General features: G+C 35.2%; 15 protein-coding genes. 14 read left to right on the top strand and 1 reads right to left on the bottom strand.

Annotated features, from left to right (window positions below; all coding sequences use genetic code 11):
* From ACESM9_RS00600 to ACESM9_RS00535, 14 genes are all read left to right on the top strand, one after another.
* Positions 1-577: phosphopantothenoylcysteine decarboxylase (locus ACESM9_RS00600; protein ID WP_372994216.1), on the top strand; the 577-nt coding region annotated here is incomplete at its 5' end.
* A 65-nt stretch (positions 578-642) separates the two neighbouring features.
* Positions 643-3084 carry a primosomal protein N' gene (priA, locus tag ACESM9_RS00595; RefSeq protein WP_372994214.1) on the top strand — a complete coding sequence of 814 codons (2442 nt, stop codon included), beginning with the start codon at positions 643-645 and terminating at the stop codon, positions 3082-3084.
* Between the two features lie 31 nt (positions 3085-3115).
* A complete protein-coding gene (gene def / locus ACESM9_RS00590) occupies positions 3116-3577 on the top strand; it encodes a peptide deformylase (protein ID WP_372994212.1) in 462 nt (153 codons plus the stop codon).
* A 1-nt stretch (position 3578) separates the two neighbouring features.
* Entirely contained in the window at positions 3579-4511 is a 933-nt protein-coding gene (gene fmt, locus ACESM9_RS00585; RefSeq protein ID WP_372994210.1) for a methionyl-tRNA formyltransferase, read from the top strand.
* A gap of 12 nt (positions 4512-4523) precedes the next feature.
* Positions 4524-5213 carry a zinc metallopeptidase gene (locus tag ACESM9_RS00580; protein WP_372994208.1) on the top strand — a complete coding sequence of 230 codons (690 nt, stop codon included), beginning with the start codon at positions 4524-4526 and terminating at the stop codon, positions 5211-5213.
* Between the two features lie 39 nt (positions 5214-5252).
* Complete coding sequence (gene rsmB, locus ACESM9_RS00575; protein ID WP_372994206.1) at positions 5253-6599, top strand: 16S rRNA (cytosine(967)-C(5))-methyltransferase RsmB; 1347 nt, start codon at positions 5253-5255, stop codon at positions 6597-6599.
* A gap of 13 nt (positions 6600-6612) precedes the next feature.
* The gene (gene rlmN, locus ACESM9_RS00570) at positions 6613-7656 is read left to right on the top strand and encodes a 23S rRNA (adenine(2503)-C(2))-methyltransferase RlmN (RefSeq protein ID WP_372994204.1); all 1044 of its coding nucleotides are present in this window, start codon (positions 6613-6615) and stop codon (positions 7654-7656) included.
* Positions 7657-7764: 108 nt separating this feature from the next.
* The gene (locus tag ACESM9_RS00565) at positions 7765-8535 is read left to right on the top strand and encodes a Stp1/IreP family PP2C-type Ser/Thr phosphatase (RefSeq protein ID WP_372994202.1); all 771 of its coding nucleotides are present in this window, start codon (positions 7765-7767) and stop codon (positions 8533-8535) included.
* Positions 8525-10417 (top strand): Stk1 family PASTA domain-containing Ser/Thr kinase, encoded by a 1893-nt coding sequence (gene pknB, locus ACESM9_RS00560; RefSeq protein ID WP_372994200.1) that lies wholly within the window; start codon positions 8525-8527, stop codon positions 10415-10417. The genes ACESM9_RS00565 and pknB overlap by 11 nt, the downstream gene beginning before the upstream one ends.
* A gap of 13 nt (positions 10418-10430) precedes the next feature.
* Positions 10431-11303 (top strand): ribosome small subunit-dependent GTPase A, encoded by an 873-nt coding sequence (rsgA, locus tag ACESM9_RS00555; protein WP_372994198.1) that lies wholly within the window; start codon positions 10431-10433, stop codon positions 11301-11303.
* A gap of 1 nt (position 11304) precedes the next feature.
* Positions 11305-11961 (top strand): ribulose-phosphate 3-epimerase, encoded by a 657-nt coding sequence (gene rpe / locus ACESM9_RS00550; RefSeq protein WP_372994196.1) that lies wholly within the window; start codon positions 11305-11307, stop codon positions 11959-11961.
* Positions 11961-12593, top strand: a complete 633-nt coding sequence (locus ACESM9_RS00545) for a thiamine diphosphokinase (protein ID WP_372994194.1) — start codon at positions 11961-11963, stop codon at positions 12591-12593. Before rpe ends, ACESM9_RS00545 begins: the two co-directional genes overlap by 1 nt.
* A 74-nt stretch (positions 12594-12667) precedes the next feature.
* Complete coding sequence (locus ACESM9_RS00540; RefSeq protein ID WP_372994192.1) at positions 12668-12823, top strand: hypothetical protein; 156 nt, start codon at positions 12668-12670, stop codon at positions 12821-12823.
* Between the two features lie 15 nt (positions 12824-12838).
* Positions 12839-12988, top strand: a complete 150-nt coding sequence (locus ACESM9_RS00535; RefSeq protein ID WP_372994190.1) for a hypothetical protein — start codon at positions 12839-12841, stop codon at positions 12986-12988.
* A 120-nt stretch (positions 12989-13108) separates the two neighbouring features.
* Here the strand turns inward: ACESM9_RS00535 and rpmB are convergent, their stop codons facing one another.
* Positions 13109-13300, bottom strand: coding sequence for a 50S ribosomal protein L28 (rpmB, locus tag ACESM9_RS00530; protein ID WP_372994188.1), 192 nt, complete (start codon positions 13298-13300; stop codon positions 13109-13111).
* Positions 13301-13461: the final 161 nt, after the last annotated feature.

The following is a 13461-nucleotide window of genomic DNA, read 5'->3' as shown; positions in this document are numbered from 1 at the left end:
ATCAAATCATTCCACTGGCAAAATGGGTTATGCAATTGCAGAAAAAGCTGCTGAAAGAGGGGCTAAGGTATATCTTATATCAGGGCCAACTTCTTTGGAGGCTCCTAATGGGGTAAATATTATTCCTGTAAATTCAGCAAAGGAAATGCAAAAAAGAATTATGGAACATTTCCATGAAGCACAAATAATAATTAAGAGTGCAGCAGTTGCAGATTATGCGCCTGCAGTTGCTCATGAACAAAAAATGAAGAAAAGTGACCAAAACCTTTGTATAGAACTTGCAAAAAATCCTGATATACTACTTGAACTTGGTAAAATAAAAGAGGATAAGATACTTGTAGGTTTTGCTATGGAGACCCAAAACCTCATTGAAAATGCTAAAGAAAAGGTTTTAAAGAAAAATCTTGATTTTATTGTTGCCAATGATTTGTTTACTGAAGGGGCAGGCTTCGCTTCCGACACCAATGTTGTAAAAATAATTGATAGAAATGGAAATGTTGAAAGTTTGCCTAAGATGCCAAAATCTCAGCTGGCTGATTTGATATTGGATAAAATACTTAAAATAGAGCGTACTTAAGTGCGCTTTTTTAAAACTCTTTTCTGGCAGCCACGTTAGCCATGGAATGGGGGAAGTGAGGTTAAATGAAAGATATAAAAATTGCTCAAATCATTGTAGATAATAAGTGCAAAGAAACGGACAGAGTATATAGCTATTTAATACCGGATGACATGAATCTGAGTATAGGACACAGAGTAATAGTGCCTTTTGGCAGGTCAAACAAAAAAGTAGAAGGCTATGTTGTGGGGATAACAGACAGCATTGATTTTGAAATAAACAAACTAAAATCCATAATTAGTTTGACTAGCAATGAGGTGTTCTTATCTCCAAATATGTTAAAACTGATTGCTTGGATTCGAGAAAAGTACCTTTGTTATTATATCGAAGCCATCCATGGTGCATTGCCTGCAAATATAAGAATTAAAAATACATATCGTTATGAACTGAACAATAGCAATAAAGGTATAGATTTACTGAAAGAAGGGTATCCGGAAATACTTACGGAGATAGTGGAATTTATAGTGGAAAACGGAGATAGTGCCACAAAGGAGGAATTAAGGGATAACTTTAATGATAACTTGTTGGAGAATGCGCTAAAAAAGCTTATAAAACTAGGAATACTAAGGAAGAGACAGATAATAAAAAAACAAGAAAGCATTAAGTATGACAAATTCGTGTATCCCAACAATACCCATAATATGATTATTTCTGCTGCTGCAAAGAAACAAAAATTGCTAATGGATTTGGTATGCAAAAATCCAGGTATCAACATTGAAGTATTAAAAAAGGACTATTCAATAGGACAGGAAACCATCAATACAATGCTGAAAAAAGGATATATAAAAGTCGAAGAAAGGGAAGCCTATAGGTTGACACAAGAGGAATTGCCTTTAGAGGAAAAAAAAGTCCTTACCGTTGAGCAGCAAAGGGCAGTGAAAGAAATAAAGAACTATTTTGATGAAGGCAACCATGTACTCCTTAACGGAGTTACAGGCAGTGGAAAAACAGAAATATACCTGCAACTGATTGAGACAGAGCTAGAAAAGGGAAAACAAGGAATAGTGCTCGTTCCTGAGATATCATTAACACCACAGATGATCAGGCGCTTTATAAGCAGATTTGGCAACACTGTAGCGGTGCTTCACAGCGGTCTCTCCAGTGGAGAGAAGTATGACGAGTGGAGAAGAATAGCTGAAGGAAAAGCAAAAGTAGCTATTGGAGCAAGGTCTGCCATATTTGCACCCTTTAACAATTTGGGAATAATAATAATAGATGAAGAGCATGAGAGTACATATAAATCTGAGACAAGGCCTAAATATGATGCAAGGGAAGTGGCTATGAAGAGGAGTGAGATTGAAGGGGCCAACTTATTGTTTGGTTCTGCTACTCCTTCCATAGAAAGCTATTATAAAGCTGTTAATAACCTTAACAGGATGAAACTGGTTTCCATAGACAGCAGAGTAAACAACAAAAAGATGCCGGATATAGAGATAATAGATATGAGGGAAGAGTTGAAATCTGGAAATAAAAGCATCTTTAGCAATAGGCTTACTGAGGAAATTAATAATGCATTAAATAGTGGTAATCAATTAATACTCTTTCTAAACAGAAGAGGCTATTCTACTTTTGTTTCCTGCAGGAGCTGTGGTTATGTTGCTAAATGCCCAAACTGCAATATTTCTCTGACTTATCATGCTAAGGGTGACTATCTGTCCTGCCATTATTGTGGCTATTCAAAAGCCAATCCTAAGGTATGCCCGAGTTGCAAAAGCAAGTATATAAAATATTTCGGCATTGGAACTCAAAGAGTGGAGAAAGAATTTGAAGGTGCTTTCGGGAAAATTAAAATTTTAAGAATGGATGCAGATACAACTACTAAAAAAAACTCTCATAAATTAATACTTGATAAATTTAGAAATAAAGAAGCTCAAGTGTTGATTGGTACACAAATGATTGGAAAGGGTCATGATTTCCCTGATGTAACCTTGGTAGGTATCATTACTTCGGATACTTATTTGAATTTACCGGATTTCAGGGCTGGGGAAAGAACATTTCAGATGGTGACCCAATCAGCTGGAAGAGCAGGGAGAGGAGATAAACCGGGAGTAGTAATCATACAATCCTATTCTCCTCATCACTACAGCCTGATCCATGCAAGAAAACATGATTATGTAGGATTTTTCAAGGATGAAATAAGGCTGAGAAAAGAAATGAATTATCCGCCATTTTCTCATCTGGGGCAAATAGTCATAAGCGGATATAAAGAAGATAAGGTTATTAGAGCAGCTAGAGAAGTAGGAGATTTGATTAACAGTTTAAGAAGTGATAAAAAGGATATTGAAATCTGGGGTCCCTCTCCTGCCCCTCTATCAAGAATAAATAACAGGCACAGATGGCAGCTGGTATTGAAAGCTGATAAAGAAAATAAGCTATTGGAACTGATTAAGGATTTTTACAGTTCAAACACATTAAATCTGAGCGAGATAGGCATAAGTGTGGATATAAATCCTCTAAGTATGCTATAGTAATGTTAAGGTAAATGATAGGAGGAATATGATGGCTATTAGAGCAATAAGAAAGGATTCGGATGAAATATTAAGAAAAACTTCAAGAAAAGTTGAGATTATAGATGAAAGAATTTTAACATTATTGGATGATATGACTGAGACCATGAGAGCTGCAGAAGGAGTAGGCTTAGCTGCTCCCCAGGTAGGAGTACTGAGAAGGGTAGTGGTTATAGATGTTGGAGAAGGATTAATAGAGCTGATAAACCCTGTTATAGTATATGAAAAAGGTGAACAGCTTAGAGAAGAAGGATGTTTGAGTATTCCTGGGAAAAGTGGGGTTGTAAAAAGACCTGAGAAAGTGATAGTGAGGGCTCTGAACAGAAAAGGAGAGACCTTTGAAATAATTGGAGAAGATCTACTAGCAGTTGCACTTTGTCATGAAATAGATCATTTAAATGGAATACTATTTACTGATAAGGCTATAACTATAAAAGAACAAGGAAGAGATTAACATGAGAATAGTTTTTATGGGAACACCGGATTTCGCTGTGCCTAGCTTAAGAGCACTGCATGAAAATGGACATGATGTTTGTGCTGCTGTAGTACAGCCAGACAGGCCAAAGGGAAGGGGGAAAAAAATGGTTTACCCCCCGGTAAAGGATACTGCATTGGATCTGGGTATTCAGGTTTATCAACCTGAAAAAATAAAAACTCCAGAATTTGTTGAAACACTAAGGAAATTAGAACCCGATGCAATTGTTGTTGTTGCATTTGGGCAGATACTTTCTAAGGAGATACTGGACATACCTCCTTTAGGCTGTATTAACGTTCATGCATCATTACTTCCTAAGTTAAGAGGAGCTGCACCCATTAATTGGAGCATTATTAACGGAGACAAAGTAACCGGTATAACAACCATGTATATGGATATTGGACTTGACACTGGCGATATGATTCTGAAAAGAGAAGTTAATATTGGTGAAGACATGAATGCCCAAGAACTCCACGATGAACTTTCGATTCTTGGTGCGGAAGTGCTAATTGAAACATTAGAAAATATTGCCAATGGTAAAATAATAAGGACAAAACAGAATGATAGTGAAGCCACATATGCTCCTATTCTAAAAAAGGATACAGGTAAAATTGAGTGGTCTTGGAGCTCTAGAAAGATCAAAAACTTGATAAGAGGTACATATCCATGGCCTAGTGCTTTTTCCTATTACAATGGGAAAATGTTTAAGATTTTTTCAGCAGATATTATAGATGAAGAGAGAGAGAACAAAGATTATGGAGTAATTACTGAAGTCAACAAGGATAATATAATCATTAGCTGTGGAAAAGGATTTTTGGCTGTTAAGGAGATTCAATTTGAAAATCAAAAACGAATGGATGTTGGGGCTTATTTGAGAGGTCACAGTATAGAAAAAAATACATCAGTGGATTAAGGAGGGGTAAATATGTTCTACGGATACAGATATGATCCTACATTTATTTTTCTTATACCTGCTATGATATTTGCCTTCTATGCCCAGACAAAGATATCATCTACTTTCAATAAATTTTTGAGAGTAAGAAACAGCAATGGATACACAGGCTACGAGGTTGCTAGGAGAATATTGGATGCAAACGGCTTGTACAATGTTCCAATAGAAATGGTAAGGGGACATTTGACGGATCATTATGATCCACGAAGCAGAGTATTGAGACTATCTCATGATGTATATAACGGAACCTCACTTGCTTCAGCAGGAGTAGCTGCTCATGAGTGTGGCCATGCGGTGCAACATAGCGAGAGTTATGTACCCCTTACGGTGAGAAATACAATAGCTCCTATAGCTTCCATTGGCTCTCAGGCAGCATGGTTTCTAATACTTATTGCTTTTGTGTTGAATATGATGCAGCTTTTTGACCTTGGTATTTATCTTTTTAGTGCAGTAGTGCTATTTCAGATAGTTACACTACCTGTTGAATATAATGCAAGCAGAAGAGCAATAATTGCATTAGAAGACTATGGTTTAGTTGGAAGAGATGAAGTTTATGGCGCCAGGAAGGTTTTGTCAGCTGCTGCATTAACTTATGTAGCTGCAACTGTTACTGCGGTACTGCAGTTAGTAAGACTTTTAATAATCAGAGGAAGAAGAGACTGATAGCTTTGCTATCAGTCTTTTATACAAGGAGTGCAATAAATGAATAAGAACTGGGCGAGAGAAGAAGCATACTTGATACTAAATAATATAATTACCAAAGGTGCATACTCAAATATTGAAATCAGAAAAAAGCTAAGTAAGTCAGAGTTGGATAAACTGGATAAGGCTTTGGTTACTGAAATAGTAAACGGCACATTGAGAAATCTGATTTTCATAGATTGGGTGATTAATAAGTTTTCTAGAATAAAAGAAGAAAGAATAGCTTTAAACATAAAGAATATTCTAAGATGTGGCATATATCAAATCATGTTTCTTGACAGGATACCAGACTCGGCAGTATGCAATGAAAGCGTTGAACTGGCTAAAAAGTACGGCAATATTGGTTCAACTAAATTTGTAAATGGTTTACTTAGAACTGTTGCGAGAAATAAGGATAAGCTTGGTCATCCTGATAAGAGTAATTTAGTAGAATACCTTTCAATAAAGTATTCTCATCCTAAATGGCTTGTAGAGTTATGGCTCAATGATTATGGACCAGAATTTACTGAAGAGCTGATGGAAGGTAATAATAAAGTGCCGCCGTTGACAATAAGAGTTAATAGCATAAAAGCAAAAAAGAATGATGTCATTGAAGCTCTTGAAATGGCCGGTATTACATATAGTGAGAGCTTATACAACAAAGAAGCAATAAATATAAGAGGCACATCAGCCATTGAGGATATTGATATATTCAAAAAAGGATATTTTTCTGTTCAAGATGAAAGTTCAATGCTTGTGAGCAAGATAATGGATCCAAAACCAGGCTGGATGATAATAGATGTCTGCAGTGCACCTGGAGGAAAAGCTACTCATATGGCAGAGTTGATGAACAATGAGGGACTGATAATTTCTAGAGACATACATAAGCATAAACTTGATTTAATTAACAAAACATGTAATAGACTTGGCATAAAAATAATAAAAACCCAATTATTTGATGCCCAAAAAACTGATGAGAACTATGTTGGTAAAGCTGATGGTGTTTTGGTAGATGCACCTTGCAGCGGTCTCGGTCTTTTTAGAAGAAAAACGGATTTGAGGTGGAGGAAAAGACCTGCTGACTTGGATGAGCTGCCTAAACTCCAGTCCAGAATATTAAAAAGTGCTTCAAAATATTTGAAGCCAGGAGGAGTTTTAATATACAGCACATGTACCCTGAATAGAAAAGAAAATACTGAGGTCGTAAACGACTTTCTAGCTAATAATGAGGATTTTTATTTAGATAATATAAAGAGCTTGATTCCTGAAAACCTATATGCACCGGATGGGGAGAAAGGATTTCTGGAGCTATATCCTAATATTCATAAAACAGACGGTTTTTTTATTTCAAGAATGATTAAAAAATGATGGAGTGGGTATAATGGAAAAATCAGACATAAAAAACTTACATATTGAAGAGATAGAAGAAGTAATGACAAAAAACGGATTTCCAAAATTCAGGGGAGCCCAAGTTTTTAGATGGATATATAAAGATGTGAAAAGTTTTGAAGAAATGAAAAATCTGCCTAATAATATAATTAAATTTTTAGAGGAACATTTCTATATTGGAAGAGCTATATTAATTGATAAACAAAAATCTAAAGATGGAACTGAAAAATACCTGCTGGGTCTGTATGATAAAAATGCTGTAGAATGCGTATTGATGGAATATAAGCATGGATACTCTATTTGCATATCAAGTCAAGTAGGCTGCAGAATGCAGTGTAGCTTTTGTGCTTCAACGGAGGGTGGTTTAGTAAGAAATCTGACTTCTGGTGAAATGATAGAAGAGGTTATGGCCACAGAGAGAGAAAGCGGTGTAAAGATATCAAATATAGTTATTATGGGTATAGGTGAACCATTTGACAACTATGATGAAGTAATGAAATTTCTTCGGATCATAAATCATAAAGAAGGCATAAATATTGGCATGAGACATATAACCATATCAACATCTGGTCTTGTCCCTAAAATTTATAGTTTTGCAGATGAGAATCTTCAATGTAACTTAGCTGTGTCGTTGCACAGTGCTATCGATGAGGTTAGAAGCAGACTAATGCCTATAAACAAAAAATATAACATTGATGAGTTGATGAAGGCTTGTGACTATTATATTGATAAAACTAATAGAAGAATCACATTTGAATATGCATTGATAAATAAAGTGAACGACAGCAAAGATGATGCAAAAGCTCTTGTAAAGCTATTAAAAGGGAAGCTCTGTCATATCAACTTGATACCAGTGAATCAGGTACCAGGGAAGGAATATATGAGGTCAGAGCACAATAGAATAGAAGATTTTAAAAAGATAGTTGAAAATAGCGGCATTCAGGTAACATTGCGAAGAGAACTGGGGACTGACATCCAAGGTGCTTGTGGGCAATTAAGAAAAAATTACTTTATCGAGGAGAGTAAGAGGATTTAAGGTTAAAATTATAAGAATAGAGGAATTTTTAATAATTTGTCGAAATAAAATCTTTTGAGTATATTTATCCAATCACAACCTATTTTTGTGAGAAGTAGAGGTGTTTTAATGAGGTCATATGGAGTTTCCCATATTGGTTTGGTTAGAAAGGTTAATGAGGATTCTTTCTACTGCCAGGAAAATTATGAATACGGCAAACCCTATTTGTGTATAGTGGCAGATGGTATGGGCGGACATAATGCAGGAGAAATTGCAAGCAAAATGGCTGTTTCTGAAATAGAAAAATATATATATGAAGCCTTAAAGAATTCCGTTGGATACAAATTGGATGACTATAAGAATCTGGTAAAAGATGCATTTTTATTTGCTAATAAAGCTGTGTATAATCGTTCTAGAGAGAATATGGACTGTTCTGGGATGGGTACAACTTTAACATTAGCTTTAATTGTAGAAAATAATTTGATTATAGGGCATGTAGGAGACAGCAGAATGTATTTGAAAAAGGGTGAAAAGCTTTCTAGGATTACGGAAGATCATTCTTATGTAGCAGAGCTGATAAAGAATGGCACCATTAAGCCTGAGGAAGCCAATCATCATCCTCAGAAGAATTTAATAACAAGAGCATTGGGAACATCCAGTGATTTAGAAGTTGATATAAAAAGCATAACTGTAGACAACGGGGATTTTATTCTCATGTGTACAGATGGCTTATCAAATATGCTTTCCGATGATGAAATATTGAATACAATAATATCTTTTAAGGAATACAAAGAAGTTTGTCATGAACTTATAAATAAGGCTAATGCAAATGGAGGCCTTGACAATGTAACAGTGGTTGTAATTGAAGTTGAGCTAGGGGGTGTAAATATTGATAGGTAAAGTGCTTGGTGGTAGATATGAAATATTAGAGAAAATCGGCGGCGGAGGTATGGCTCTTGTATATAAAGCAAAATGTCGATTACTCAATAGATTTGTAGCAGTTAAAATATTAAGATCTGAATTTACAGGAGACGAAGAATTTGTAAAAAAGTTTAAAAGAGAGTCCCAAGCTGCAGCCAGCCTATCACATCCTAACATCGTGAGCATATATGATGTAGGCATGGAAGACGATATATACTATATTGTCATGGAATATATAAAAGGGCAAACTCTGAAGGAATTGATTAAATCCAAGGGAGCCTTAGGAGTTGAATATGCTACAAATATTTCTCTTCAAATAGCATCAGCATTGGAACATGCGCATGCAAACCATATCGTTCATAGGGATATCAAATCTCACAATATTATGATTAAAGATGACAACACAGTTAAAGTTACAGACTTTGGTATTGCTAGAGCTGTTTCATCCTCTACAATTACTAATACGGGAAATATCATCGGTTCTGTTCATTACTTTTCGCCGGAGCAAGCAAGAGGTGGGTATACAGATGAAAAATCAGATATTTACTCTATGGGTGTTGTAATGTATGAACTTGTAACAGGTAGGATTCCTTTTGAAGGAGAAACGCCTATATCCGTTGCCTTGAAGCATATACAGGAAGAACCTGAGAAACCCAGACTAATAAACAATAGAATTCCTAAGAGTTTAGAAGACATTATTATGAAAGCCATGGAAAAGGATATTGCACTAAGGTATAGTAATGTGGGAGAAATAATTGCCGATCTTAAGCAATCGCTAATAATGCCAAACGGTGATTTTGTAAAGAAGAATAAGGTACTGGATGAGAACACTAAGGTGATTGAACCAATTAAATATATAGATGTAAAGGAACAATTGGAATCTGAGAATAAGCCAGAAGTTAAAACAAAGAAAACTGATAGCAGCAAAAAGATAACAATTATAGCAATACTCTCAGGATTGTTTTTAGCTATACTGACTTTTGGTGGGTATATGTTTTTAAATAGTATATTCAATGTAAAGGTAGTAAAAGTACCTAATATAATCGGTTATAGCGAAGAAGATGCGCGCAAGGAGTTAGAGAAATTGGATCTTTTAATGGATGTGGCAGAAGAGAGAGTATATAACAAAGATGTTCCAGAAGGGCATATTGTTATGCAGGATCCGAAGCCCGATTCACAAAATAAGGTAACAAATCCAGTAAGAGTGATTGTTAGCAAAGGTCCAAAAAAGGTAGAGGTTCCACCTATTGTAGGCAAGAATTATGATGAAGTTGATATAATCTTAGAAAGTGTTGGACTTGAAGAAGGTGAGGTTTCCCAGGAGTATAGCCAATACCCTAGTGGAGTAGTTATAAGACAGAGTATAGCTCCTGGACTAAGCGTGGATGAAGGTACAAAGATAGACTATGTAATCAGTGGCGGTCCAGAGAAATTCTTCATGACAGATTTCACTGGAACGAATATTGAGGAAGTAAAAAATCAATTGATTGTTTTAGATTTAATATTGGGCAATGTAACTGAAGACTACAGCGATGAAATTCCAGCAGGAAGTGTAATAAGCCAAACACCTAGGGCAAGTACTGAAGTTAGCAAGAAAAGTGTGGTTGACTTCGTCATAAGCAAGGGTCCAAAGGAGGAACCTGCCAAAAAGACATATTTAAACGTAGATTTGCCAAAAAACCTAGATACCATGAAAGTCACTATATTTAAGATAGAAGGAGAAAAAAGTTCATTGATCTATGAGAAGACCCATTCTCCATCAGACAGCCCCTTAAAGATAGAGGTAAATGGCACCGGGCAAGTATTGTTTGAAGTTTATATAAATAACAGTTTTCATGATAGCACAGTTTATAATTTTTAATGGAGGATGATATATGATATCAGGTACTATTATAAAAGGCATTGGCGGTTTCTATTATGTGGATACAGGCGAGAACATATACGAGTGCAGAGCCAGAGGAAGATTCAGAAAGGATAATATAATACCCTTGGTTGGAGATAGGGTTGATATTGAAGTTAATGAAAAAAGCAAACAAGGGTATGTCCTTAATATCCATAAAAGAAAAAATCAGCTTCAGAGGCCAATGGTTGCTAATGTTGACCAGGTTATAATAGTATTTGCTATAAAAAGACCTGATATTAATATAAGCTTGCTTCAGAAGTTTTTAGTGTATAGTGAGCATATAGGGCTTAGAATAGTTGTTTGTTTAAATAAAGTTGATTTAGATGAAACTAACGAAGCTAAACCTATAGAAGAAATGCTTTCCAGTGTGCCTTATGATTATATTTGCACTAGTGTATTAGAAGGTATAGGCATTGGTGATTTAAGGAACAAACTGGTTGGTAAAATTTCAGTCTTTGCAGGACCCTCTGGAGCAGGCAAATCTTCATTGCTTAATGCCATAAGTCCAGGCTTGTTCCTAAAGACAGGTGATTTAAGCCGCAAGACTGAAAGAGGGACTCACACAACAAGACATGCAGAGCTTATTAAGCTCAATTTTGGGGGCATGGTAGTAGATACACCTGGTTTTACTTCATTTGATCTGGTAGATATAAAAGAAGAAGAATTGCAATACTTGTTCCCTGAGTTTGAAGAGCATCTCCGCTGCCGATATCCTTCCTGCAGACACTATAAGGAACCGGAATGCGGAGTGAAAAGAGCATTGGAAGAAGGAAACATTAACCCCATAAGATATGAACATTATATAGAGATTTTATGTGATTTGATGAAAAATAGGAGGTATTAATTTGATAAAAATAGCACCATCCATATTATCTGCAAATTTTGCAAATTTGGTTTCAGATGTTAGAATTATTGAAGAGGCTGGAGCAGACATGATTCATATTGATGTTATGGATGGTCATTTTGTTCCAAACATAACCATTGGAGCTCCTGTAGTAAAAAGTTTGAGAAAAGTGACTGATTTGACCTTTGACGTACACTTGATGATAGAAAATTCGGAACAATATGTAAAGGATTTTGTCAAAGCTGGAGCAAATATAATAACTGTTCATGCAGAAGCTTCAAAGCACATCCACAGACTTTTGCAGATGATAAGAAATGAAGGAGTAAAGGCTGGTTTAGCTTTAAACCCAGCAACGCCGATAAATGTTATAGAGCATGTATTGGATGATCTGGATATGATACTGATTATGTCTGTTAATCCAGGTTTCGGTGGACAGAAGTTTATTCCATCAATATATAATAAAATAAGCTCATTAAAAGAGTACTTACAAAGTATGGACATAACAATACCCATTCAAGTAGATGGTGGTATTGGATTAGATAATATTAAACAGGTATGTGAGTGTGGAGCGGAAATTATTGTATCAGGTTCTGCCATATTTAACTCAGATAATGTTAAAGATACTATCAGACTTATGAAAAAGGCAGATGAAGATTAATGAAAACCATTATAATATGTAATGGAGAAATCACAGATTATGAATATTGTAGCAGGATTATCAGTTCTGCAGATTATATCATATGTGCTGATGGTGGTACAAAGCACGCTTACAAAATGGGAGTAAATCCGGATCTCATAATTGGTGATTTTGATTCTTCAAATAAAGTATATTTAGAATACTATAAAAAACTCGGTATAAAGTTTGAAAAGCATCCTATAGAAAAAGATAAGTCGGATAGTCATATATGTGTACTAAAAGCCTTGGACTTCTCAGATGAGATTGTTCTTTTTGGTGCTACTGGAAGCAGGCTGGATCATACTTTGGCAAACATTTCATTATTAAAGCTGGGAGTAGATAGAGGAATAAAAATATATATAGCAGATAAGCAGAATGAAATATTTTTGATAGATAAAAACATCACTATAAGTGGAAAGCCAGGAGATTTTTTTTCTGTCATTCCTTTGACTCAACGAGTGGAAGGCATATTTATTAGTGGAGCTAAATATGATTTGGAGGATGCTGTAATGGAAATTGGAGACCCCTATGGAACTAGCAATGAATTTAAAGAAGAAAATGTGGATATAAGAATTAGAAATGGATATTTATTGGTAATAAAATCTCAAGATTGATTAACAAAAATACCTTTATACGAATATTATATATTAGTATAGAGGTTTTTTTATTTGGAGCTGGGGGGGTTCATATGGGGTATTCCTATAGAAAGTTTGCAGGGATTATGTGCATAGTATTGGCAGCTACTATATTGATAAGAGTATTGCCCGCCTGGGCTTGGTATACAGTAATAACATTATTCATTGCCTCAATTTGCTACTTAATTTATATTTCATTGTTCGGTTAGACAGGGGGTATAGTTTTGAGCTATAAAAAGAAAAAGGTAGCAGGATTATTGGTGTTTTCCATTGGACTTGGAGTTTTATTAGCAGTAACTATGCCTCTTATGGGATGGATAATGTTGTCAGCTATTGCTTTAATTTGTGCTGGCGTATATTTGTACAAAAATTAAAGAAAGGTTTCTGGTGAAACCTCTCTCTCAATTCTTACTGAACCAACACTCAAAGGTAGTATGGGTTCAGTAAATTTTCTTGAATTTTCTAGATAGTTCTAGATAGAAAGAGTAGTTCTATTATATTGCTCTTTCTACTTTTCCGGATCTTAAACATCTAGTACAAACATGGATTCTTTTTGAGGAACCGTTTACTATAGCTCTTACTGTTCTAATATTGGGACGCCATACTCTCCTGCTATGCCTCATTGAGTGACTTACTTTGTTTCCTGAAATCATACCTTTTCCGCACACTTCACAATGTCTTGCCATATATGCACACCTCCTTCGGTTGATTACCTTCATATAAAACATTATTATTTTAACACATATGGTACACTAAAGGCAATAATGCAAATAAAATATTTACTTAATAAGCCAGATGTTGCTTATATACTATTATTTCTTGAAGAAAATAATTATATAATATAATG

The organism is Lutispora sp. (genome assembly GCF_041687175.1).
Classification (GTDB): Bacteria; Bacillota; Clostridia; order Lutisporales; family Lutisporaceae; genus Lutispora.
This window is presented reverse-complemented; position numbering and strand designations above follow the sequence as displayed.

Excerpts from the sequence above, each read along its gene's own strand:
- ACESM9_RS00540 (WP_372994192.1), top strand. The coding sequence starts at position 12,668 with ATGGGGTATTCCTATAGAAAGTTTGCAGGGATTATGTGCATAGTATTG.
- rlmN (WP_372994204.1), top strand. The coding sequence starts at position 6,613 with ATGGAAAAATCAGACATAAAAAACTTACATATTGAAGAGATAGAAGAA.
- rpmB (WP_372994188.1), bottom strand. The coding sequence starts at position 13,300 with ATGGCAAGACATTGTGAAGTGTGCGGAAAAGGTATGATTTCAGGAAAC.
- ACESM9_RS00565 (WP_372994202.1), top strand. The coding sequence starts at position 7,765 with ATGAGGTCATATGGAGTTTCCCATATTGGTTTGGTTAGAAAGGTTAAT.
- fmt (WP_372994210.1), top strand. The coding sequence starts at position 3,579 with ATGAGAATAGTTTTTATGGGAACACCGGATTTCGCTGTGCCTAGCTTA.
- rsmB (WP_372994206.1), top strand. The coding sequence starts at position 5,253 with ATGAATAAGAACTGGGCGAGAGAAGAAGCATACTTGATACTAAATAAT.
- rsgA (WP_372994198.1), top strand. The coding sequence starts at position 10,431 with ATGATATCAGGTACTATTATAAAAGGCATTGGCGGTTTCTATTATGTG.
- priA (WP_372994214.1), top strand. The coding sequence starts at position 643 with ATGAAAGATATAAAAATTGCTCAAATCATTGTAGATAATAAGTGCAAA.
- ACESM9_RS00580 (WP_372994208.1), top strand. The coding sequence starts at position 4,524 with ATGTTCTACGGATACAGATATGATCCTACATTTATTTTTCTTATACCT.
- def (WP_372994212.1), top strand. The coding sequence starts at position 3,116 with ATGGCTATTAGAGCAATAAGAAAGGATTCGGATGAAATATTAAGAAAA.
- ACESM9_RS00545 (WP_372994194.1), top strand. The coding sequence starts at position 11,961 with ATGAAAACCATTATAATATGTAATGGAGAAATCACAGATTATGAATAT.